This window comes from Serratia sp. CY84636, assembly GCF_052166245.1.
GTDB classification, from domain to species: domain Bacteria; phylum Pseudomonadota; class Gammaproteobacteria; order Enterobacterales; family Enterobacteriaceae; genus Serratia; species Serratia nevei.
This window is the reverse complement of record NZ_JBJNOX010000002.1, coordinates 1159973-1180345: the sequence shown is the minus strand read 5'-3', so window position 1 is coordinate 1180345 and position 20373 is coordinate 1159973. Positions and strand designations below refer to the sequence as shown.

21 protein-coding genes are annotated in these 20373 nt (G+C 58.4%); 13 read left to right on the top strand and 8 right to left on the bottom strand.

What is annotated here, in order from left to right:
• Nucleotides 1–492: 492 nt before the first annotated feature.
• Together ACJ8QI_RS10120 and ACJ8QI_RS10115 are read left to right on the top strand one after the other, a co-directional pair.
• The gene (locus ACJ8QI_RS10120; protein ID WP_060439767.1) at nucleotides 493–1494 is read left to right on the top strand and encodes a glycosyltransferase; all 1002 of its coding nucleotides are present in this window, start codon (nucleotides 493–495) and stop codon (nucleotides 1492–1494) included.
• A gap of 70 nt (nucleotides 1495–1564) precedes the next feature.
• Nucleotides 1565–1810, top strand: coding sequence for a YoaH family protein (locus ACJ8QI_RS10115; RefSeq protein ID WP_049202444.1), 246 nt, complete (start codon nucleotides 1565–1567; stop codon nucleotides 1808–1810).
• A gap of 34 nt (nucleotides 1811–1844) precedes the next feature.
• Here the strand turns inward: ACJ8QI_RS10115 and purT are convergent, their stop codons facing one another.
• On the bottom strand, nucleotides 1845–3023 hold the full coding sequence (purT, locus tag ACJ8QI_RS10110; protein ID WP_442532439.1) for a formate-dependent phosphoribosylglycinamide formyltransferase: 1179 nt from the start codon (nucleotides 3021–3023) through the stop codon (nucleotides 1845–1847).
• A gap of 246 nt (nucleotides 3024–3269) precedes the next feature.
• Between purT and cspE the strand changes: the two genes are divergently transcribed.
• The 5 genes from cspE to yebF all read left to right on the top strand — a co-directional run bounded on the left by cspE (nucleotide 3270) and on the right by yebF (nucleotide 6198).
• Nucleotides 3270–3479 (top strand): transcription antiterminator/RNA stability regulator CspE, encoded by a 210-nt coding sequence (gene cspE / locus ACJ8QI_RS10105; protein ID WP_004927572.1) that lies wholly within the window; start codon nucleotides 3270–3272, stop codon nucleotides 3477–3479.
• A gap of 146 nt (nucleotides 3480–3625) precedes the next feature.
• The gene (dbpA, locus tag ACJ8QI_RS10100) at nucleotides 3626–5008 is read left to right on the top strand and encodes an ATP-dependent RNA helicase DbpA (protein ID WP_060423966.1); all 1383 of its coding nucleotides are present in this window, start codon (nucleotides 3626–3628) and stop codon (nucleotides 5006–5008) included.
• An 88-nt stretch (nucleotides 5009–5096) separates the two neighbouring features.
• Complete coding sequence (locus ACJ8QI_RS10095) at nucleotides 5097–5420, top strand: YebG family protein (RefSeq protein WP_060423963.1); 324 nt, start codon at nucleotides 5097–5099, stop codon at nucleotides 5418–5420.
• Between the two features lie 39 nt (nucleotides 5421–5459).
• Complete coding sequence (yqfB, locus tag ACJ8QI_RS10090; protein ID WP_060423960.1) at nucleotides 5460–5768, top strand: N(4)-acetylcytidine aminohydrolase; 309 nt, start codon at nucleotides 5460–5462, stop codon at nucleotides 5766–5768.
• A gap of 70 nt (nucleotides 5769–5838) precedes the next feature.
• The gene (gene yebF, locus ACJ8QI_RS10085; protein ID WP_060423958.1) at nucleotides 5839–6198 is read left to right on the top strand and encodes a protein YebF; all 360 of its coding nucleotides are present in this window, start codon (nucleotides 5839–5841) and stop codon (nucleotides 6196–6198) included.
• Nucleotides 6199–6253: 55 nt separating this feature from the next.
• Here the strand turns inward: yebF and ACJ8QI_RS10080 are convergent, their stop codons facing one another.
• The 5 genes from ACJ8QI_RS10080 to mdtH all read right to left on the bottom strand — a co-directional run bounded on the left by ACJ8QI_RS10080 (nucleotide 6254) and on the right by mdtH (nucleotide 10947).
• Entirely contained in the window at nucleotides 6254–6817 is a 564-nt protein-coding gene (locus ACJ8QI_RS10080; protein ID WP_004927555.1) for a lipoprotein, read from the bottom strand.
• 152 nt (nucleotides 6818–6969) lie between these two features.
• A complete protein-coding gene (locus tag ACJ8QI_RS10075) occupies nucleotides 6970–8610 on the bottom strand; it encodes an ABC1 kinase family protein (protein WP_070914702.1) in 1641 nt (546 codons plus the stop codon).
• A gap of 35 nt (nucleotides 8611–8645) precedes the next feature.
• Nucleotides 8646–9293: a glutaredoxin 2 gene (grxB, locus tag ACJ8QI_RS10070; RefSeq protein ID WP_442532438.1), complete on the bottom strand. Its 648-nt coding sequence runs from the start codon at nucleotides 9291–9293 to the stop codon at nucleotides 8646–8648.
• 127 nt (nucleotides 9294–9420) lie between these two features.
• Nucleotides 9421–9669 carry a hypothetical protein gene (locus ACJ8QI_RS10065; RefSeq protein ID WP_049202450.1) on the bottom strand — a complete coding sequence of 83 codons (249 nt, stop codon included), beginning with the start codon at nucleotides 9667–9669 and terminating at the stop codon, nucleotides 9421–9423.
• A gap of 72 nt (nucleotides 9670–9741) precedes the next feature.
• Nucleotides 9742–10947: a multidrug efflux MFS transporter MdtH gene (gene mdtH, locus ACJ8QI_RS10060; protein WP_060423950.1), complete on the bottom strand. Its 1206-nt coding sequence runs from the start codon at nucleotides 10945–10947 to the stop codon at nucleotides 9742–9744.
• A gap of 345 nt (nucleotides 10948–11292) precedes the next feature.
• Between mdtH and rimJ the strand changes: the two genes are divergently transcribed.
• From rimJ to murJ, 4 genes are all read left to right on the top strand, one after another.
• Nucleotides 11293–11877, top strand: a complete 585-nt coding sequence (gene rimJ, locus ACJ8QI_RS10055; protein WP_025159814.1) for a ribosomal protein S5-alanine N-acetyltransferase — start codon at nucleotides 11293–11295, stop codon at nucleotides 11875–11877.
• Between the two features lie 9 nt (nucleotides 11878–11886).
• Nucleotides 11887–12531: a YceH family protein gene (locus ACJ8QI_RS10050; protein ID WP_060439770.1), complete on the top strand. Its 645-nt coding sequence runs from the start codon at nucleotides 11887–11889 to the stop codon at nucleotides 12529–12531.
• Nucleotides 12524–13444 (top strand): Gfo/Idh/MocA family protein, encoded by a 921-nt coding sequence (locus ACJ8QI_RS10045; RefSeq protein ID WP_442532437.1) that lies wholly within the window; start codon nucleotides 12524–12526, stop codon nucleotides 13442–13444. Before ACJ8QI_RS10050 ends, ACJ8QI_RS10045 begins: the two co-directional genes overlap by 8 nt.
• A gap of 106 nt (nucleotides 13445–13550) precedes the next feature.
• Nucleotides 13551–15086 (top strand): murein biosynthesis integral membrane protein MurJ, encoded by a 1536-nt coding sequence (murJ, locus tag ACJ8QI_RS10040; protein ID WP_033647656.1) that lies wholly within the window; start codon nucleotides 13551–13553, stop codon nucleotides 15084–15086.
• Between the two features lie 62 nt (nucleotides 15087–15148).
• Here the strand turns inward: murJ and argS are convergent, their stop codons facing one another.
• Nucleotides 15149–16879 carry an arginine--tRNA ligase gene (argS, locus tag ACJ8QI_RS10035; protein WP_060423941.1) on the bottom strand — a complete coding sequence of 577 codons (1731 nt, stop codon included), beginning with the start codon at nucleotides 16877–16879 and terminating at the stop codon, nucleotides 15149–15151.
• Nucleotides 16880–17704: 825 nt separating this feature from the next.
• Here argS and ACJ8QI_RS10030 point away from each other — a divergent pair.
• Nucleotides 17705–18271, top strand: a complete 567-nt coding sequence (locus ACJ8QI_RS10030) for a VOC family protein (protein ID WP_442532436.1) — start codon at nucleotides 17705–17707, stop codon at nucleotides 18269–18271.
• Here ACJ8QI_RS10030 and ACJ8QI_RS10025 read toward each other — a convergent pair.
• A complete protein-coding gene (locus ACJ8QI_RS10025) occupies nucleotides 18268–19416 on the bottom strand; it encodes a MalY/PatB family protein (protein ID WP_060423937.1) in 1149 nt (382 codons plus the stop codon). The two genes, ACJ8QI_RS10030 and ACJ8QI_RS10025, sit on opposite strands and share 4 nt — an antisense overlap.
• A gap of 101 nt (nucleotides 19417–19517) precedes the next feature.
• On the opposite strand from ACJ8QI_RS10025, the gene cutC reads away from it, so the two are divergent.
• A complete protein-coding gene (cutC, locus tag ACJ8QI_RS10020) occupies nucleotides 19518–20276 on the top strand; it encodes a copper homeostasis protein CutC (protein ID WP_038877351.1) in 759 nt (252 codons plus the stop codon).
• The last annotated feature ends 97 nt before the right edge of the window (nucleotides 20277–20373 follow it).

Here is a 20373-nt window from a genome sequence, read left to right as displayed (position 1 = left end):
TGGGCGTTAGTGTGCCATAGACGGCTACGGCATGCATGTTTTGCCATGCGAGACATGCAGCACAGTTCACATAAACGGCAGTTCAATAAACCTGAAATAAGGCATTTTTTGCGCCATTCATTATACTTCGGTATGTTAAAAATTTAACGTCAAATAAACTGGAAGCCTGCTTTATCGAGGGCGCAAGACCCGAGAAATATAAAAACGATTCGTTAATTTCATTAATTTATTATTACCCATGGTTATTAACTGGGTGATGCGGGAAAGTTTTGCCTGTGTTTTGTCGCGCGGGCCACTCTGTGAAATGGATGCCTGATTCGACACTGTTTTTCTTGCTGAAAGCATGAAAAGACAAAACAAGATAAATCTTATTTAGCCTGTTGCGGAAATCTGAGCGCCTTAGGCCTATTTATCCCCTCTGGCGCTGAATGGATTGATATTTTTAAAAAAATAAAATTATTATTTTGTTACATTATCATTGAAGAGCCGCCTATGTCGTTAATGCTGAGCGTCATCGTCCCGATGCACAATGCGGGAGAATTATTAGAGCCTTTCCTGGCTTCGTTGCTGGCCCAACGCGAACAACGCCTGGAGGTGATCATCGTCAACGATGGTTCTACCGACGGTTCAGGAGAGACCGCGCACCGTTACGCGGCGGCGCATCCGCATATTCGAGTCATCGATCAGGCCAACGCCGGCGTTTCTAACGCGCGTAATGCCGGGCTCGCCGTGGCCCGGGGAAAATACGTGGCGTTTCCCGATGCCGACGATCTGCTGGCGCCGAACATGTATTCCACGCTGCTGGAGCAGGCGGAGCTCCACCAATTAGACGTGATGCAATGCAATGGCGAGCGCTATTTCGCCAGTGAAGACGAATTACAGCCTATTTTTCCCGAGGCACGTTTACAGACCACCGACGTTATCACCGGCGTACAGTGGTTCGAACGTGCATTGAAATCGAGAAAATTTATTCACGTTGTATGGTTGGCAATATATCGCCTCGATTTTATCCGCCGGCATCGGCTTTATTTTGAACCGGGATTACATCATCAGGATATTCCCTGGACGACCGAGGTCATGTTTAATGCCCAACGGGTCAAATATTTAAGTACGCCGCTGTACCGTCAACGGGTACACGACAAGTCGATCAGCAATCGTCGCCGCACCGGCAAAGCAAACGTGGATTATCAACGCCACTATATGAAAATCGTCGAAATGCTGGAGCGGCTCAATCTGCGCTATGCAAGCAGCATTGCCATTCGTCCGGCTTTTCATTGGCAAATCACCCGTGAAGCGTTGGGCATTTGCCACAGCATTCGCCGTGAGCCGGATCCGGTCGCCCAGAATCAGATTACCGAAGAGTTTTATCAGCGCGGCATCGACAGAGCAATGTTCGCCAACGCGCGCGGCGTGAAGCAGGGGTGGCATGTCATGCTGTGGCGGCATCGCCTGAAGCAGTGGCGCAGCGATAACGGCTGCTCGCAAGTGGCCTGAGGCACAAGACGTTGGGATCCGTCGCGTTAGCGCGTATACTCCTTCTCCCTTTTGCCGGAGAGAACGACACATGCATGCAGGTATGCCATTACTGAGTCACGCGGAGCAGCAGGAAGCGGCGGATCGCATCCATCAACTGATGGAGCAGGGCATGAGCAGCGGTGAAGCCATTGCTCGCGTTGCGCAGGAAATTCGTGAGAAGCATCAGGGCGCTCAGGTTGCGGTACTGTTCGATGACGATGATGAAGACGAGCAGCATGATGCCGCACCGGAGGCGTCGCGGGATGACGATGCTGAAGAAGACGAAGACTATTGATGTTATCGGGGCCGCGCAAGCGGCCCCGTCAGTTTCAGCCGTTGACCGCCACGGCGGCGGCGGCTTGTTTCGCCAGCTCCACCGCCTGTTCCGTCGTGCTCGCCGTTGCCAGCGCTACGCCCAGACGACGTTGCCCGGCGATCTCCGGTTTGCCGAACAGGCGCAGCTGGTTGTGCCCGCGCAGCGCATTTTCCAATCCGCTGAAACGCACATCGCTGCTGGTGAGCTGCGGCAGGATCACTGCCGAAGCGGAAGGGCCGAACTGGCGGATGGCGCCGATCGGCAACCCGAGAAAAGCGCGAACGTGCAGGGCGAACTCGGACAGATCCTGTGAAATCAACGTGACCATGCCGGTATCGTGCGGGCGCGGTGACACCTCGCTGAAGATCACTTCGTCGCCACAGACGAACAGCTCCACGCCGAACAGCCCGAAACCGCCCAAGGCTTTCACCACTTTCTCCGCGATAGCCTGGGCCCGGCTCAGCGCCGTCGCCGGCATCAGTTGCGGCTGCCAGGATTCGCGATAGTCCCCATCCTCCTGACGATGGCCGATCGGCTCGCAGAAGTGCACGCCGTCCACGGCGCTGATGGTCAGCAACGTAATTTCAAAATCGAATCTTACCAGCCCTTCGACGATCACCCGGCCGCCGCCGGCGCGGCCGCCCTGTTGGGCGTAATCCCAGGCGCTTTGCAGTTGTTCAGGCGTGCGGATCAGGCTTTGCCCCTTGCCGGAAGAGCTCATCACCGGTTTGACGATGCACGGATAGCCGATGTGTTCGACCGCCTGCCGGAAAGTCGCCTCGCTGTCGGCAAAGCGATAGCTGGAGGTGGGCAGGCCAAGCTCTTCCGCCGCCAGGCGGCGGATGCCTTCACGGTTCATCGTCAGGCGGGTGGCTTCGGCGCAGGGCACTACGCGGTGGCCCTGGCGTTCAAGTTCGACCAGCATGGCGGTGGCGATCGCTTCGATTTCGGGAACGATATAGTCCGGCCGCTCTTGTTCGATAACGGCTTTCAGCGCGTCACCGTCCAGCATATTGATGACGTGGCTGCGGTGCGCCACATGCATGGCGGGGGCGTCGGGATAGCGATCGACGGCGATCACTTCCAGACCGAGGCGCTGGCATTCAATGGCGGCTTCTTTACCCAGCTCCCCGGAGCCGAGCAACATAACGCGGGTGGCGGAAGGGCGCAGGGCGGTTCCAATCGTTAACATAGTTTCGTACCTGGATCGGTGAAAGTAAGCGGATTGATGATCGGCGGGCAGTATATACGAAAACGATTGCGTGCGCAGCCGCCGCGCCAAGTTTGTTGCTAACTGACTGTTTTTATAACAAGCAGAAATATTTGCCCTGCATGGGCGATTGTGCGTTAATAAGCGACGGCGAAAGAAGGCCTACATATAGCAAGGTTTTCGCGTCTCGTGCCGTCAAGGCAGGTTTATCAAGTAAAGGAAACACAAATGAGCAAGATCACTGGTCACGTTAAATGGTTCAACGAAAGCAAAGGTTTCGGCTTCATCACGCCTGCCGACGGCTCTAAAGACGTTTTCGTTCATTTTTCCGCTATCGTTAGCGATGGTTTCAAGACCCTGGCTGAAGGCCAGCAGGTTGAGTTCTCCATCCAGGACAGCCAACGTGGCCCAGCCGCAGCCAACGTCGTTGCTATTTAACGACTGAGCCGCCAAGAAACCCGCCGCCGGCGGGTTTTTTTATGCCCGCTGCCCGTAACGCCGCCCATCTCTGTTATCATTACCGCTGATTCGGCGCCAGCCTGCGGGCGCGCCGCCATTCCATTCGTCATATAAGAGTTATCGCCGTGAGCACAGTTTCTTTTTCTTCCCTGCCGCTGCCAGCCGAACAGTTGGCCAACCTCAACGAACTGGGGTACGCCAAAATGACGCCGGTGCAGGCCGCCGCGTTGCCCGCCATCCTGCAAGGGCGAGACGTGCGCGCCAAGGCGAAAACCGGTAGCGGTAAAACGGCGGCGTTCGGCATTGGTTTGCTGAATAACATCGTCGTTGCTCAGGTTGCCACGCAGGCGCTGGTGCTCTGTCCCACCCGCGAGCTGGCCGATCAGGTGAGCAAAGAACTGCGCCGCCTGGCGCGCTTCACGCAGAACATCAAAATCCTGACGCTGTGCGGCGGCCAACCGATGGGGCCACAGCTCGATTCGCTGGTGCACGCGCCGCATATCGTGGTGGGAACGCCGGGCCGCATCCAGGAACACCTGCGCAAGAAAACGCTGCTGCTGGACGAGCTGAAGGTGCTGGTGCTGGATGAGGCCGACCGTATGCTGGACATGGGCTTCGCCGACGACATCGACGATGTGATCAGCTACACGCCGCCGCAGCGTCAGACGCTGCTGTTTTCCGCTACCTACCCGGCGGGTATCGAACGCATCAGCGAGCGCGTTCAGCGTCAGCCGCTGAGCGTCGAAGTGGACGATGACGAAGCGCAGACCGCCATCGAACAACGTTTCTATGAGACCACGCGCGATCAGCGGCCGGCGCTGCTGGTGTCGGCCATTCGTTATCATCAACCCGCGTCCTGCGTGGTGTTCTGCAATACCAAACGCGATTGCCAAACGGTGCTTGAGGCCCTGGAGGCCCGTGGTATCAGCGCACTGGCGCTGCATGGCGATCTGGAGCAGCGCGACCGCGACCAGGTGTTGGTGCGTTTTGCCAACCGCAGTTGCCGGGTGTTGGTAGCGACCGACGTCGCCGCTCGCGGGCTGGATATCAAAGAGCTGGAGCTGGTGGTTAACTACGAACTGGCGTTCGATCCTGAAGTGCATGTGCACCGTATCGGTCGTACCGGCCGCGCCGGCATGAGCGGGCTGGCGATCAGCCTGTGCACGCCGCAGGAAATGGCGCGGGCGCACGCGATTGAAGACTACCTGCAGATGACCATTGCCTGGGCGCCGGTGTCCGAGCTGAGCGGGGCCGCCAACGGTTCGCTGGAGGCGGAGATGGTGACGCTGTGCATCGATGGCGGCCGTAAGGCGAAGATCCGCCCCGGCGATATCCTTGGCGCGCTGACCGGCGATGCCGGACTGACGGCGGCGGAAGTGGGCAAGATCGACATGTTCCCGGTGCATGCCTACGTCGCGATCCGTAAAGCCAGCGCGCGCAAGGCGCTGCAGCAGCTGCAACAGGGCAAAATCAAAGGCAAGAGCTGCAAGGTGCGGCTGCTGAAATAAGCCGAAGGCGGGTGGCGGTTTGCCTTCCCGCCGCTATCTATTTATACTGTATATAATTACAGTTATTTGAGTATTTGAGGACGCACGCATGGCGGTTGAAGTTAAATATGTGGTGGTGAGAAACGGTGAGGAAAAAATGACTTTCGCGAGCAAGAAAGAAGCCGACGCCTACGACAAAATGCTGGATTTGGCGGATAACCTCGGAGAGTGGCTGCAACAGGCGCCGCTGAACCTGGACGACGAACAGCGCGAAGGGCTGAGCTTCTTCCTGGCAGAGAATAAGGACGCACTGGGTCTGATTCTGCGCGGCGCATCACCGGCGGAAACCGGCAAAAAACCGACGGAAGCGAAAGCGAAAAAAACGGTCTCTAACTCAAAAGAGGGATCTGCGTCAGAAAAGCAAGCGGCATAATGACTTATGTTGCGGTGTTGTGATGAAAAAGGATCTAAAATGAGCCGTGAAATAACTTTCTTCAGCCGCTTTGAGCAAGACATTCTGGCCGGGCGCAAAACCATCACCATTCGGGATGCCAGTGAGTCGCACTTCGAACCGGGCGAGGTATTGCGCGTAAGCCGCAATGAAGACGGCGTATTTTTCTGCTTTATCGAAGTGCTGTCGGTAACGCCGGTGCGCCTGGATGCGCTGACCGAACGCCACGCACAGCAGGAGAACATGTCGCTGAGCGAGCTGAAGCAGGTGATCAAGGAAATCTATCCGGGCCTGGATGCGCTGTTTGTCATCGAGTTCGTCAAACGGTAACTCTTTGCCGAAACCCTGTTGTGAGCCAGGGATGGGCGCCCGGATAGCGCTAATCACAACGGGAGGACATATGAAAAAAACGGGTTTGGCTATCGCCTTGTTGGCCATGATGGGAGCATCGACTGCGGTGTGGGCGCAGGATCAAGAGCAACGCACCGCCAAGGTGGGGCAGTGTGCCGGTCTGCAGCCGGCGGATATTGCCGCTCAGGTCAAGCGTGATTTCTTGCAGAACCGCATCACGCGCTGGGAGGCGGACAAAAAGCTGCTGGGCACCGCAACCCCGATCGCCTGGGTCAGCCCGGATGCCATCACCGGCAAGGATCAGGTGTGGCAGGTGCCGCTGACGGTGCGGGGTACCAAGATGGATAAAACCTACAACGTGACGCTCAACTGCAACACCGGCGAGATTGCCTACAGCGCGCCGCAGTAATACTTTCCCGCAATAAAAGCCCGCCGCTCGGCGGGCTTGATACATCAAGACGCGGTCAGTCGCTAAACGGGATCACTAACTCACCCGGTTTCACTTCCAATCCCTTCGCCAGTTTTTTCGCCAGCGCTTCGGTTTTGCTGTTGTCAGGATTCAGCACATAAGCCGGCTTTTGGTCGAAGTAAGATTTCAGCGACTGGTTCAGGTATGGCGTCAGCGCTTTCATTACCGTCTGCATTTTTTCCGGCTGCACGCTGTAATCGGTCAACTCCATATCCTTCAGGTAAATGGCGCCCTGTGCACGGTCGTAAACCGGCTGTGCTTTCAGCGTCAGCTTCAGGTCCGCCGCCTGCGGGCCGAGAATCGACGTGATGTTGACTTTGGCGTCGCCGGAAAGGGTGACTTTACCCGGCTCGCTGCGGCCGATCTGGCTTTGCAGCTGCGTCAGCACGATGTTGGCGTCCACCAGGCCGGGCACGCCGATCTGCTTCTGATAATCATTGTGTTTCTGCAGGTAATCATTCACTTCCTGCTCGCTCAGGGTGTATTGGGTCAGTTGATTGCAACCGGCCAATACGCCGGCGAACAGCAGGGCGGCTGCGCCCATCAGGATCTTCTTCATTAATGCCTCATTGCGACTGCTGGCGAAAAGTGCTGCAGATAATTGATTAATCATTATAAACGTTCCGCCTGCGCGTGAAAACGGCAGGTGGCGATGTGCAGAGGATAGTGCGCGCAAAAGCGGGCAAGACCTATCGGATAACGCCGAAAGCGTCAGCGCCGCAGCCGCAGCGCCAAGAGAATCACGCCGGCCAGGCAGGCTGCGCCCCCCAACAGCGGGAACAGCGGAATGCCCCACAGTCGCAGCGACGAATGCATCAGATAAGGCGCCAGCCCCAGGGCAAAAGCGGCGGTGACGATGGCGATGGCCAGGGTGACGGCGGCGCGTTCCAGCGCTTTGCTCAGCTGGCCGAGGTTACTGACGTTGATATCGGCATTGAGCCGCCCGCGTTTTAGGCGGCGAACCAATAGCCGCAGCGTTTGCGGCAGCTCTTCTCCGGCATCGAGCGTTTCCCCGCCCAAGGCCAACAGCCGCTGGCGCACGGCGTCGGGGGCGTAGCGCTGCAGCACCGTTTGTTGCAGCATCGGCTTGAGCGTGGCCACGATGTCGAAGTTTGGATCCAGACGATGCAGCACGCCGTCGGCGGTGATTAATGCCTTGAACAGTAGCACCAGATCGGGCGGCAGCGCCAGCTGGTGTTCGCGCGCCATCACCAGCAGGTCGGTCAAGGCTTTACCCAGCGTCAGGGTGGTGGCGGCCTGTTTGTCGAGAAAGTTTTGTGCCGCCAACTCCAGATCCATCAGGTCCAACGGTTCGCTGTCCGACCAGGCGATCAGCGTGTTGACGATGCCTTCGGACTGGCGATCGGCGATGGCCTGCAGCAGCAGGAGCAACTGGTTGCGCCGCCGCTCGGACAGCTGGCCCACCATGCCGAAGTCGATAAAACCGACGCGGTCACCGCTCAGTGCCATGACGTTGCCGGGGTGCGGATCGGCGTGATACAGTCGATGCTCCAGCACCATGCTCATAAAGGCGCGGGCGCCGCGTTGCGCCAGCAGCGGGCCGTCAAAGCCTGCCGCCGCCAGCTGTTCAGGGCTTTCCGGCGCGGTGCCGGGCAAGTATTCCTGCACTAACAGGCGGGGAGAAGAGTATTGCCAATAGATTTTTGGCACCACCACGTCGGGTTGACGCGCGAACATCCCGGCAACGCGGTCGCAGTTATGCCCTTCGTGGGTCAAGTCCAGCTCGTGATTGAGCGCCGTTGCCAACGCTCGGACCATCTGCCGCGGCCGATAGCGCGCCAGCGCCGGGCTCTGCTGCTCCACGGTCTCCGCCAGCGAGGCCAGCAGCCGCAGATCGGCGTGGATGGTTTTCGCCAGACCGGGCCGCAGCACTTTTACCACCACTTGCTCGCCGCTGTGCAAGCGTGCGCGGTAGATTTGCGCCATTGACGCCGCGGCCAGCGGCGTGCGATCGAATTCGGCAAACCGCTGTTCCGGCTCGCCCCCCAGATCGGCGATGATTTGCGGCGCCAGCGTTTCCCATGGCAACACCGCCGCCTGGCTGTGCAGGCGATCCAGTTCGTCGGTCCAGGCCGGGTCCAGCAGATCAGAGCGCGTGGCCAGGATCTGACCGAATTTGACGAAGGTGGGGCCCAGCGCTTCGAGCGCTTCGCGCAGCCGCTCAGGCAGGGTTTGTGCATCCTGCGGGGCAGATTCACCGCGGGCGCCGCGCAACAAGGCTCCCAGGCCCAGCAGGCGCAGAACGTCTTGCAGACCATAACGAATCAGAACGGAGGTTATTTCCTTCAGCCGCGCCCGGTCGCGAGCGGTGGCGAGCACCATTTTCAACATCAGTACGCCATGTCCTTATTTGTCATTCTCGAACGTTATTGTTCCATATCCAGCAGCAACGGCACCTCGCTGCGCTGCGCCATGTGGTTGCGGTAGGCTTCCACGTTGTCCGGCAGCGCAACCCCGGCGACGATCGATAACGAGCGCAACAGCGGGAACAGGTGAATGTCGTCCTCGGACAGCTCGCCGTTTACCGCGTCGGCGGAGACGATCAGCGGCGACAGCGCTTGCAGGTCGGCTTCCAGTTCGGCGATCAGATCGGCACTGTTGGCGAGATGTTCGGCAAAATCACCGATAGCCGCCTGTTTTTTATCGATAAAGTAACGGCGGGCGCTGTCGGTGGCGAACTCTTCGAAATCGGCATGCGCAATACGCGGCAGCAGCAATTTGGCGCTGTAACTGCCGACCCGCTGCAGCCACTCGGCAATGGCCGGGTTGGTGCTACCGGTCAGCACCGGCTTGCCGTCCAGGCTATCGACATAGCGCACGATATCCAGGCTTTCCGGCATCGCTTCGCCGTCGTCTTTGATCAGAATTGGCACCATTTTTGTGCCAATCAGGTTGAATGGGGTCGTCTCGTCGTCGTTGAGCAAGGTGACCAGCCGAATCGGCTGGCGCTTCAGGCCGAAAATCATACGGGCTTTAACGCAGAAGGGGCAATGATCGTAAATGAACAGTTTCATGCTTGCTCCGGGTTGTCAGGTTTTAACAGCAATAGTTACCACAGCTTACCGAGGCTGTCTTGAAGCGCGTGTGTTGGATGGTGCGTTATTGCGACATTGCCCGCGCAACAGGCGCGGGCGAGGGGCGTTATTTCTTGGCCGGTACCGAATTGAGCACATCGATCAGGTGAATGCGGGCCTGTTCCAGATCGACCTGATCGCGCTCGTTGGCGGCGGAGACGACCTGCAGCTGTTTGATGATATCGCTTTTCAGCGCGCTGTCGCCGGCGATGATGTGGGCCAGCGCTTTTTCCACCAGGGTGGAGCGCGCATAAATCATGCGCAGGTTCAGTATCATATGTTCGAGCAGTTGCGGTAACTTCGCTTCTTCAATCATGCCGACGGGCTCCTGTGGGGTTTTTACTAACAGGATAGCAGCTGTTGCCGATTCGGCCGGATTTCTATGGCGTTAACCGCCGCGCAGCATCATCGACGCGTTGCGCCGCGGGCTGAATTGCCAGTACAGCGCCAGCAGCGTGGCAAAACCGACGGCCCCGAGCAGCAACCAGGGCAGTTCCGGCATATTCATCGCCCGTCCGGTATCGTACATCCAGCCGCCGCCGGTATAGCCCAATGCGCCGCCCAGCGCCAAACCGAGGCGGCTGAAGCCCATGTAGCTGCCGCGCGCACGCGGATCGGCCAGCGAAGCGCTCAGCGTTTCGCGCGCCGGCTCGGCGATGATCGAGCCCAGATAGAAGCAGCAGATCAGCGTGAAGACCCCCTGCAGGCTGGTGGCGAGACCGATCGGCAGCAGGCTGAGCGTCATCAGCAGCAGACCCGCCATCAGGCGCTGTTCAAGCCGGAAGTGTTTTTCACCCCAACGCGCCAACGGATAGAGCAGCGACAGCGACAGCGCCGCTTCGATCGCGTACATCCATTTCACCGCCGCCGGTGAACCGGCAATTTCGTTGACCACGATAGGCATCATCAGCATCACCTGCACCGCCAGCATGTAGTAACCGGTCAGCGTCAGGACATAGGTGAGGAAGCGGCGATCGCGCAGAACCCGCAACAGGCCTTCTTTCATCGGCACGCGTACGGTGGAGATGCGATAAGCCGGCAGTAACCAGGCATTCCAACCGGCAGCCAGCACGAAGATCGCCGCCCCGACCCAGCAGACAAAGTGAAAGTCGTACTGCAGCAGCCAACTGCCGATCAGCGCGCCGACCACCGCGCCGGCGCTGTCCTGCATCATTAGCAGCGAGAAAAAGCGGCCGCGCTCGTGCGGACGGGTCAGTTTGATCACCAAAGCGGTGCGCGGCGGATCGAATAACGTGCCGCCGAGGGCGGAAAGTGCGCAGGAGAACCACAGGATCCAGGGCTCATCGGCCATCGCCATGGTGGCGAACCCGGCGGCGCGCAGCAACATGCCGGTGACGATCATCGGCTTGGCGCCGAAACGATCGGCAATGGCGCCGCCAAAGATGCCGAGCCCTTGTTGCAACAGCTGGCGCAAACCCAGCGCGATGCCGACGATCAGCGCCGCCCAGCCCAGCTGATCGACGAAGCGGATCGAAATAAGCGGAAAGACGACAAAGAAGCCTAACACCACCAGCAGGTTATCGAGCAACAGAAAATATTTACCCAAGCTGCGCGCTTGCGACACCAGAGACATGCTTCACCATGAGCAATTAAGAAAGAAGGGGAGACAGCCGTTCCATTCTCTACCCAATTCCCGTACGGCAACAGGGGCGGCATAGATAATATTTTTTTATCGTCAAGGTGTTACCTGAGCTGCAAAATTGGCGGAAAAACGCCGTAAAACGCGTATTCGGCGATTTACTGAGCGGCCGGGATTTTACCTCGGGGGCGGGCTACGGTTATATTGAATGCAGGGAAGCGCAGTTCTGCGGCGCTATTGGCAAAATAAAACCATGGCGAAAGATCGGCACAGGATAATGATCCGCTCGGCTTCCTAATAAATACTTCTTATCGAACCGTTTTGACTGCGGGGGAAATGATGTTCGGCTATCGCTCTGCATCGCCAAAAGTACGTCTTACAACCGACCGGATGGTGGTCCGTTTAGTGCATGAACGGGATGCCTATCGCCTGGCGGATTATTATGCTGAGAACCGGACCTTTCTCAAACCCTGGGAGCCGGTGCGCGACGAAAGCCACTGTTATCCTTCCGGCTGGCAGGCGCGCCTGGGCATGATCACCGAAATGCAAAAGCAGGGCAGCGCCTACTATTTTATCCTGCTCGATCCGGAAGAGCAGGAAGTGCGCGGCGTGGCGAACTTCAGCAACGTGCTGCGCGGTTCGTTTCACGCCTGTTTCCTCGGTTATTCGCTGGGGGAGAAATGGCAGGGGCAAGGGTTGATGTTCGAAGCCTTGCAGTCCGCTATCCGCTATATGCTGCGCCAACAGCGCATGCACCGCATCATGGCCAACTATATGCCTCACAACCAGCGCAGCGGCGCACTGCTGACGCGTCTGGGATTCGAACGTGAAGGTTACGCCAAGGATTACCTGCTGATCGACGGCAAGTGGCAAGACCACGTTTTGACGGCATACACCAATAAAGAGTGGTTACCCCCACGTTGAGGCCAAACGATGAAATATGAATTGAACGCCAAAGAGGCGCGGGTCATCGGCTGCCTGTTGGAAAAACAGGTCACGACCCCTGACCAATACCCGCTTTCGCTTAACGCCATTACCCTGGCGTGCAACCAAAAAACCAACCGCGAGCCGGTAATGGATCTGAGCGAAAGTGAAGTGCAGCAACTGCTCGATCTGTTGCTGCGCAAACATTTCCTGCGCACCCTCAGCGGGTTCGGCAACCGGGTAGTCAAGTATGAACAGCGGTTTTGCAACTCCGAGTTCGGCCAACTGAAACTCTCGCCCGCCGAACTGGCGGTGATCGCCACCTTATTGCTGCGCGGCGCGCAAACGCCGGGCGAGCTGCGCACCCGCACCAACCGGATGCACGAGTTCAACGATGTCAGCGAGGTCGAACAGGTGCTGCAGCAGCTGGCTACGCGCGAAGATGGCCCGTTCGTGGTGCGCCTGGCGCGTGAGCCGGGCAAACGCGAAAGCCGGTTCATGCATCTGTTCAGCGGCCAGATTGATGAAGTGCCGGCGGCGCTTGAGTCTGAGGTCGACGGCGACCTGAGCGCCAGGGTCAGCGCATTGGAAAACGAAGTATCGGAATTGAAACGGCTGGTGCAACATCTGTTGGCGAGGGAAGCGAATGACTAAATTGCGTGTGGGCGTGGTGGGATTGGGCAGTATTGCGCAGAAGGCTTACCTGCCAATCCTCGGCCAGGCGGCGGATTGGACGCTGGTGGGCGGTTTTTCGCCCAATCAGCAAAAAGCGCAGCCGCTGTGCAACAGCTACCGCATGGCCTGTTTCTCCCGTCTGGACAGCCTGGCCGAACAGTGCGACGCGGTTTTTGTCCACAGCAGCACCGCCAGCCATTTTTCCGTGATAGGCGAGCTGCTGAACCGCGGCGTGCACGTTTACGTCGATAAGCCGCTGGCGGAAACGCTGGAGCAGGGCGAGCAGTTGCTCGAGTTGGCCGAGCGGCGAGGCAAAACGCTGATGGTGGGGTTCAACCGCCGTTTCGCGCCGCTTTACCGGCAGCTCAAACAGCAAATGAACCAGCCGGCTTCCATTCGTATGGACAAGCATCGGACGGACAGCGTCGGCCCGCACGATCTGCGTTTTACCCTGTTGGATGACTATCTGCACGTGGTGGACACCGCGCTGTGGCTGGCGGGCGGGCACGAGCAACTGCTGAGCGGCCGTTTGCAGGCCAACGCCGCCGGTGAAATGCTGTATGCCGAACACCACTTCGCCTGCGGCGACACGCAGGTGACGACCAGCATGCATCGCCGGGGCGGCAGCCAGCGTGAAAGCGTGCAGGCGGTGACCGACGGTGCGCTGTATCAGTTGACCGACATGCGCCACTGGCGGCGTGAAGATGCGCAGGGCGAGTTGGAACAGCCGGTGCCGGGCTGGCAAAGCACGCTGGTGCAACGCGGCTTCGACGGGGCGGTGCGGCATTTCCTCAGCGCCGTCGCCAACCAGAGCGCGCCGGAAACCGGCGGCGAACAGGCGCTGGTCGCCCAGCGGATGGTCGAGCGTTTGCTGCGGGATAACTCTATGTAACATATGGCGGTAGCTATTCTTTTCCGGATGCGTAAACTGAGCCGATTGTTTCACTGACGCCTGCTGTTGCAGGCGTTGATATTTACGGTACCTATCAGACAACCACATGAACCTACTCAAATCCTTGGCTGCCGTCAGCTCGATGACGATGTTTTCGCGGGTGTTGGGCTTTGCCCGCGATGCAATCGTCGCGCGCGTGTTCGGGGCCGGCATGGCAACGGACGCCTTCTTCGTGGCGTTCAAACTCCCTAATCTGTTACGCCGTATCTTTGCCGAAGGGGCATTTTCGCAGGCCTTCGTGCCGATCCTGGCCGAATACAAGAGCCAGCAGGGTGAAGAAGCGACGCGCACTTTTATCGCCTATGTCTCCGGGCTGTTGACGCTGGTGCTGGCGGTGGTGACGGTGCTGGGGATGCTGGCCGCGCCCTGGGTGATCTATATCACTGCGCCGGGCTTTACCGATACGCCCGACAAGTTTGCCCTGACGTCGGCGCTGTTGCGCATCACATTCCCCTATATTCTGTTGATCTCACTGGCGTCGCTGGTGGGGGCGATCCTCAATACCTGGAACCGCTTCTCGATCCCGGCCTTTGCGCCAACGCTGCTTAACGTCAGCATGATCGGCTTCGCGCTGTTCGCGGCCCCGTATTTCAATCCGCCGGTGCTGGCGCTGGCCTGGGCGGTGGTGGTGGGCGGCGTGCTGCAGCTGGGGTATCAGCTGCCGCACCTGCGCAAGATCGGCATGCTGGTATTGCCGCGCCTCAAGCTGGGCGATGCCGGGGTCTGGCGCGTGATGCGCCAGATGGGGCCGGCGATCCTCGGGGTGTCGGTCAGCCAAATCTCGCTGATCATCAACACCATTTTCGCTTCGTTCCTGGTGTCCGGCTCGGTGTCCTGGATGTACTACGCCGACCGCCTGATGGAGTTTCCTTCCGGCGTGCTGGGCGTGGCCTTGGGCACCATCCTGCTGCCGTCGCTGGCCAAAAGCTTCTCGAGCGGCAACCACGACGAGTATTCGCGCCTGATGGATTGGGGGCTGCGCCTGTGCTTCCTGCTGGCGTTGCCGAGCGCCATTGCGCTCGGCATTTTGGCCAAGCCGCTGACCGTTTCGCTGTTCCAGTATGGCAAATTCAGCGCCTTTGACGCGGCGATGACGCAGCGTGCGCTGGTGGCTTACTCGGTAGGGCTGATGGGGCTGATCGTGGTTAAAGTGCTGGCGCCGGGCTTCTATTCGCGGCAGGACATCAAAACGCCGGTCAAGATCGCCATCATTACGCTGATTATGACGCAGGTGATGAACCTGGCGTTTATTGGCCCGCTGAAGCATGCCGGCCTGGCGCTGTCGATCGGTTTGGCGGCATGTCTGAACGCCTCGCTGCTGTATTGGCAACTGCGCAAGCAGAAGATTTTCCAGCCACAGCCGGGGTGGGCGCTATTCCTCACCAAGCTGGTGATCGCCGTGCTGGTGATGTCGGCCGTGTTGATTGGCGCGATGTGGCTGATGCCTGCCTGGGATCAGGGCAACATGCTGGAGCGTTTGCTGCGCTTGGCTGCGGTGGTGGTGGCCGGTGTGGTGGCGTACTTTGGCGTGCTGGCCGGGTTGGGCTTCCGCCCGCGTGATTTTGCGCGCCGGGTCGCCTGAGCCAAAGGCAAGCGTAAAAAAAGGTCGCCTGGGCGACCTTTTTGCTTTCTGGGCGGCGCAGTTTACATGCGTTCGACGGTTTCGATGCCCAGCGTATCCAGACCAGTTTTCAGCGTTTTTGAGGTCAGCAGCGCCAGCTTCAGGCGGCTCTGACGCACTTCTTCGCTGTCGGCGTTCAGGATCTGGCAGTGCTCGTAGAAACCGGAGAACAGGCCGGCCAGATCGTACAGGTAGCTGCACATGACGTGAGGCGTGCCTTCACGCGCGACGGTGGTGAGCACTTCTTCGAACTGCAGCAGGCGGGTGGCCAGCGCAATTTCGCGCTCTTCGGTCAGCGTCAGCGGCAGCGTCAGGCTGGTTTCGTCGATGCCGGCGCGTTTGAATACCGATGCCACACGGGTATAGGCGTATTGCATATAAGGCGCGGTATTGCCTTCGAAGGCCAGCATGTTATCCCAGTCGAAGACATAGTCGGTGGTGCGGCTTTTCGACAGATCGGCGTATTTCACCGCGCCGATGCCGACCACGCGGGCCACGGTTTTCATTTCGTCTTCCGGCATATCCGGGTTTTTGCCGGCGATCAGCTGTTCGGCGCGTTCGATGGCCTCATCCAGCAGGTCGGAGAGCTTCACCGTACCGCCCGAGCGGGTTTTGAACGGCTTGCCGTCTTTGCCCAGCATCATGCCGAACATGTGGTGTTCCAGCGAGACGGACTCCGGCACGTAACCGGCCTTGCGCACGATGGTCCAGGCCTGCATCAGGTGCTGATGCTGACGGGAGTCGATGTAATACAGGACGCGATTGGCACCCAGGGTTTCGTAGCGATACTTGGCGCAGGCGATGTCGGTGGTGGTGTAGAGGTAGCCGCCATCCTTTTTCTGGATGATGACGCCCATCGGATCGCCGTCCTTGTTCTGGTATTCATCAAGGAACACCACGGTAGCGCCTTCGCTTTCCACCGCCAGCCCTTTGGCTTTCAGGTCGGCGACGATGCCCGGCAGCATCGCGTTATACAGGCTTTCGCCCATCACGTCGTCTTCGGTCAGCGTGACGTTCAGGCGGTTATAGGTCAGCTGGTTTTGCGCCATGGTGATGTCGACCAGCTTGCGCCACATTTTCAGACAGTACTGATCGCCGCCCTGCAGCTTCACGACGTAAGCGCGCGCGCGTTCGGCGAACTCGGCATCTTCGTCGTAATGCTTCTTGGCTTCGCGGTAGAACTGTTCCAGATCGGACAGGCCCATGTCGCTGGCGTTTTCATTCTGCATTTTTTCCAGGTAGGCAATCAGCATGCCGAACTGGGTGCCCCAGTCGCCGACGTGGTTGGCGCGGATCACTTTATGGCCCAGAAACTCCTGGGTACGTGCCGCGGCGTCGCCGATGATGGTGGAGCGCAGGTGGCCGACGTGCATCTCTTTCGCCACGTTCGGCGCGGAGTAGTCGATAACGATAGTTTGCGGCTCAACCGGTGCGATGCCCAGTTTCGGTGCGTTCAGCACCCGATCGGCCTGGCGCGCGACCCAGTCGCTGTTCAGGAAAATGTTGATAAAGCCGGGGCCGGCGATTTCCACTTTAGCGGCGACGTCGCCGAGATCCAGCAGTTGCACCACTTTTTCCGCCAGTTGACGGGGTGGCATGCCCAGCTTTTTGGCGACGGACATCACGCCATTGGCCTGGTAATCACCAAACTGCGCCTTGGCGGATGGGCGGACCTGCGCTTCGCAATCGGCTGGCGCGCCAGCGGCGATCAGCGCCTGGCTGACTTTATCTGAAAGAAGAACCTGAATATTCACCGGGTTACCTTAATGACGAACGAGGGGCTGAAGCCAACCCCTGTGGGATTCAACGGTGGCGGGCGCGATGGGCGGCCTCCACAAAACAGCCTGCAATTGTAACCGATCTGACGGAGCCCGTCAGCAGTTGGCGCGGCCGCAGCGATGAAACTGTTGTCGGGTGCGGCGCGTTGATGGCCGGAAGGTGAAAGCAGAATGACCTGACAGAATGTACGAAGGGGAGAGTTGCAAAGCTAGCGCTTTTTATTGCGACGACCGGCATCCAGCGTGTTGCCGCTGCGTGATTTGAAATGACGGTAGATGGCGTATACGGCGATAATTATCAACACCAAGGATATCGTCAGCAATAACATAATGATCATCTCGAATTTAAATTTCCTCCAAAGTAGCCGAGTTATCTTGGTGAATCAATTGTTCGGGGTTAAATTAAGATAATCCTTAGTTTTTCATCAATTAATTTTGTTTATTTTCTTCTTTTACAATGGGTTGTGATTGTTTTTTGTGTGGGTTTGATAAGTGGATCAGGGTTGATTAAACCAGACTATTCAATCGGATTGGCCAATGGGCTGCAGAGGGTTTTGTGCAAAATAACTTAAATCATAGCGTCATGAAGAAAAGGTATAATGGATTGCGAAGATTCTTATTTTTTATTTATCTGTTGATTTAATAAGCTGTCATCTTAATAAAAAGCTGGTTTTTATTCTCCCGGTCCGCAACCAAAAATCATTCTGAACGGCTGCTGAAAAACCTCGCAATGCTGGCGAGCGCTGTCGCCACCGTGTAAATTACGGCGTTTCACATGCGTTCCGTTGTTTTGAGGTTTCTATGACCCCCCCCTTGCAGGCCATTGCCGAGCTGGACGACCTGGTGCTCGACCTGCCGCGTTTCGAGCAGGCATTGCATCAATTTGCCGCCAAATTGCGGCTTGATCTGACCGCGTTTACCGCCGATCACATCTCTCTACGCTGTCATCAGAACGCCACTGCCGAACGCTGGCGCCAGGGGCTGATGCAGTGCGGGACTCTGCTGTCCGAGTCGATGATCAACGGGCGACCTATCTGTCTGTTCGATTTGTCGCAGCCGCTGGCCGTGGGGCCGTGGCAGATAGACTGCGTCGAGCTGCCGTATCCCGGGGAGAAACGCTATCCGCACGAAGGTTGGGAACACGTCGAATTAGTGCTCAGTGGCGATCCGCAGACGCTGTACGCCCGGGCGTTGAGCCACCTTGCCGATGAAGCGCTGCTGGCGCCGGGGATCAAACTGAAGCAAAGCTCGCCAAAAGGCGAGGGCGAGCGGCTACCGAACCCGACGCTGGCCATCACCGACGGAACGGTGACGATAAAGTTTCATCCTTATTCCATTCGAGATATCGTCGCCAGCGAACAAGGTTAGCCAGGCAGTGCCGCACAGGCTCGCGCCATGCGATCGAGCGCTTCATCGAGCAGGGCCCACCGGCAACCAAAGTTAAGCCGCACAAAGCGCCGATCGCCGAAATCCAAACCGGCGCTTAATCCTACGCCCGCGCGTTCGAAGAACTGATGCGGGTTGTCCACCGGTAAAGCGCTGCAATCTATCCACGCCAGGTAGGTGGCTTCGATTGGCAAAACCGTCAACCCCGGCATGGCGTTGATGCGCTCGATCAGCCGATCGCGATTGGCACGTAGATAAATCAGCTGCTCGTCCAGCCAGGGCTGCCCGTATTGATAAGCCGCCTGCGCTGCCACCAGCGCCAGCAGATTGACCTCCGGCACGATGCCGCTGCGCGCGCGTTTCAGCCTTTGTCGCAGCGCTTCGTTGGGAACGATCGCCAGTGAAGCGCCCAGCCCGGCAAGATTAAACGTTTTTGACGGCGACATCAGCGTCACGCTGCGTTGGGCCGCATCGTCATTCAGGGTAGCGAAAGGGGTATGCCGCACGCCGGGTTCAAGCAGCAGCTCGCAGTGGATTTCATCGGAACAGACGATTAAATCGTGCTCGCGAGCGAACTGATGGTGCTGCAACAGCTCATCCCGGCGATAAACGGTGCCACCGGGATTCTGCGGGTTGCACAGCAACAGGAGCTTCTCGTTGCCGCTAAGCCGATCACGCATCGCGGGGAAGTCCAACACCCAGCGTTGGCCTACCGCCGTTAGCGGCACCGAGAGGTGTTTACGCCCGGCGAATTTGGCCGCTTTGCGGAACGGCGGATAAATGGGAGAGGGGGCCAGCGTGCTCTGGTGTTCTTCGGTGCAGGCTCGCACGCACAGGTTCAGGCCGCACACCAGCCCAGGCAGGAAAATGATCCATTCAGGCTTGATGTGCCAGCCGTAGCGCTCTACCATGCGGCGGGTAAAAACCTCAATAAGATCAGGGGATGGGTGAGTGTAGCCGAATACGCCGTGCGCCACGCGACGCTGCAAGGCTTCGATCACCGCCGGCGGTGAGGTGAAATCGCTGTCGGCGACCCAAAGCGGAATAATGTCGCGGTCGCGATATTTATCCCACTTAACGCTGTCACTGTGACTGCGGTCTACCCATTGATCAAAATTGAATGCCATAGTTACAACCCTGAGCCGGTTTATGCCTAAGCATGAGCCTACGTGAGAAATGAAGAAATGAACAATTGCCGCCGTATGTTGGCCGTTATCTGGGGGTGACAATGATAAAACTGGAAGTTTGTTGCTTTAGCGTCGACTGCGCGCTGACGGCCGAACGGGCAGGCGCCGATCGTATCGAGTTGTGCGCCAGCCAGAGCGAGGGGGGATTGACGCCGAGTTATGGCACGCTGCGTCTGGCGCGCGAGCGGGTGGCGATCCCGGTGCATCCGATCGTTCGTCCTCGCGGTGGCGATTTCTGCTACGGCGCGGTGGATTTCGAGGTGATCAAACAGGATCTCCGCCAGATCCGCGAGATGGGGTTCCCCGGCGTAGTGGTCGGCATGCTGGACGAAGAAGGGCACATCGATCTGCCGCGCATGCGCGAAGTGATGAAGCTGTGCGAGGGCATGGCGGTGACGTTCCATCGCGCGTTCGACATGTGCCAAAACCCGATGGTGGCGTTGGAACAACTGACCGAGCTGGGCGTAGCGCGCATTCTAACCTCCGGCCAACAGCAGAGCGCCGAACTGGGCCTGCCGCTGCTGCGAGATTTGCGCCAGGCCAGTCACGGCCCGGTGATCATGGCGGGTGCCGGCGTGCGCCTCAGCAATCTGCACAAGTTTGTCGACATCGGTCTGCATGAACTGCACAGCTCTTCCGGCCATCTGGTACCGTCGACCATGCGTTACCGCAAGGCGGGCGTCACCATGTGCTCCGATAACGAGTTTGACGAATTTAGCCATTATTGCGTGGATGGCGAAATGGTGGAGGCGATGAAAAACGCGCTGGCCTTGGTTGATCCCCTGGCGCAAAGCGCATAATCACGCAGCTAACCGCGTTTGAAAACCGGTTTCCGGGCCGTAAGACCCCTTTGCGTGTCACTGAGCCCTCGGCGATCGCGCAAGTACCAGGCCCCGG

Coding starts and splice junctions, on each gene's coding strand:
- yqfB (WP_060423960.1), top strand. CDS start 5,460: ATGAGCCGTGAAATAACTTTCTTCAGCCGCTTTGAGCAAGACATTCTG.
- cutC (WP_038877351.1), top strand. CDS start 19,518: ATGATAAAACTGGAAGTTTGTTGCTTTAGCGTCGACTGCGCGCTGACG.
- ACJ8QI_RS10115 (WP_049202444.1), top strand. CDS start 1,565: ATGCATGCAGGTATGCCATTACTGAGTCACGCGGAGCAGCAGGAAGCG.
- ACJ8QI_RS10065 (WP_049202450.1), bottom strand. CDS start 9,669: ATGATTGAAGAAGCGAAGTTACCGCAACTGCTCGAACATATGATACTG.
- cspE (WP_004927572.1), top strand. CDS start 3,270: ATGAGCAAGATCACTGGTCACGTTAAATGGTTCAACGAAAGCAAAGGT.
- ACJ8QI_RS10080 (WP_004927555.1), bottom strand. CDS start 6,817: ATGAAGAAGATCCTGATGGGCGCAGCCGCCCTGCTGTTCGCCGGCGTA.
- ACJ8QI_RS10120 (WP_060439767.1), top strand. CDS start 493: ATGTCGTTAATGCTGAGCGTCATCGTCCCGATGCACAATGCGGGAGAA.
- grxB (WP_442532438.1), bottom strand. CDS start 9,293: ATGAAACTGTTCATTTACGATCATTGCCCCTTCTGCGTTAAAGCCCGT.
- ACJ8QI_RS10095 (WP_060423963.1), top strand. CDS start 5,097: ATGGCGGTTGAAGTTAAATATGTGGTGGTGAGAAACGGTGAGGAAAAA.
- rimJ (WP_025159814.1), top strand. CDS start 11,293: ATGTTCGGCTATCGCTCTGCATCGCCAAAAGTACGTCTTACAACCGAC.
- murJ (WP_033647656.1), top strand. CDS start 13,551: ATGAACCTACTCAAATCCTTGGCTGCCGTCAGCTCGATGACGATGTTT.
- purT (WP_442532439.1), bottom strand. CDS start 3,023: ATGTTAACGATTGGAACCGCCCTGCGCCCTTCCGCCACCCGCGTTATG.
- ACJ8QI_RS10030 (WP_442532436.1), top strand. CDS start 17,705: ATGACCCCCCCCTTGCAGGCCATTGCCGAGCTGGACGACCTGGTGCTC.
- yebF (WP_060423958.1), top strand. CDS start 5,839: ATGAAAAAAACGGGTTTGGCTATCGCCTTGTTGGCCATGATGGGAGCA.
- ACJ8QI_RS10050 (WP_060439770.1), top strand. CDS start 11,887: ATGAAATATGAATTGAACGCCAAAGAGGCGCGGGTCATCGGCTGCCTG.
- ACJ8QI_RS10075 (WP_070914702.1), bottom strand. CDS start 8,610: ATGTTGAAAATGGTGCTCGCCACCGCTCGCGACCGGGCGCGGCTGAAG.
- ACJ8QI_RS10025 (WP_060423937.1), bottom strand. CDS start 19,416: ATGGCATTCAATTTTGATCAATGGGTAGACCGCAGTCACAGTGACAGC.
- mdtH (WP_060423950.1), bottom strand. CDS start 10,947: ATGTCTCTGGTGTCGCAAGCGCGCAGCTTGGGTAAATATTTTCTGTTG.
- ACJ8QI_RS10045 (WP_442532437.1), top strand. CDS start 12,524: ATGACTAAATTGCGTGTGGGCGTGGTGGGATTGGGCAGTATTGCGCAG.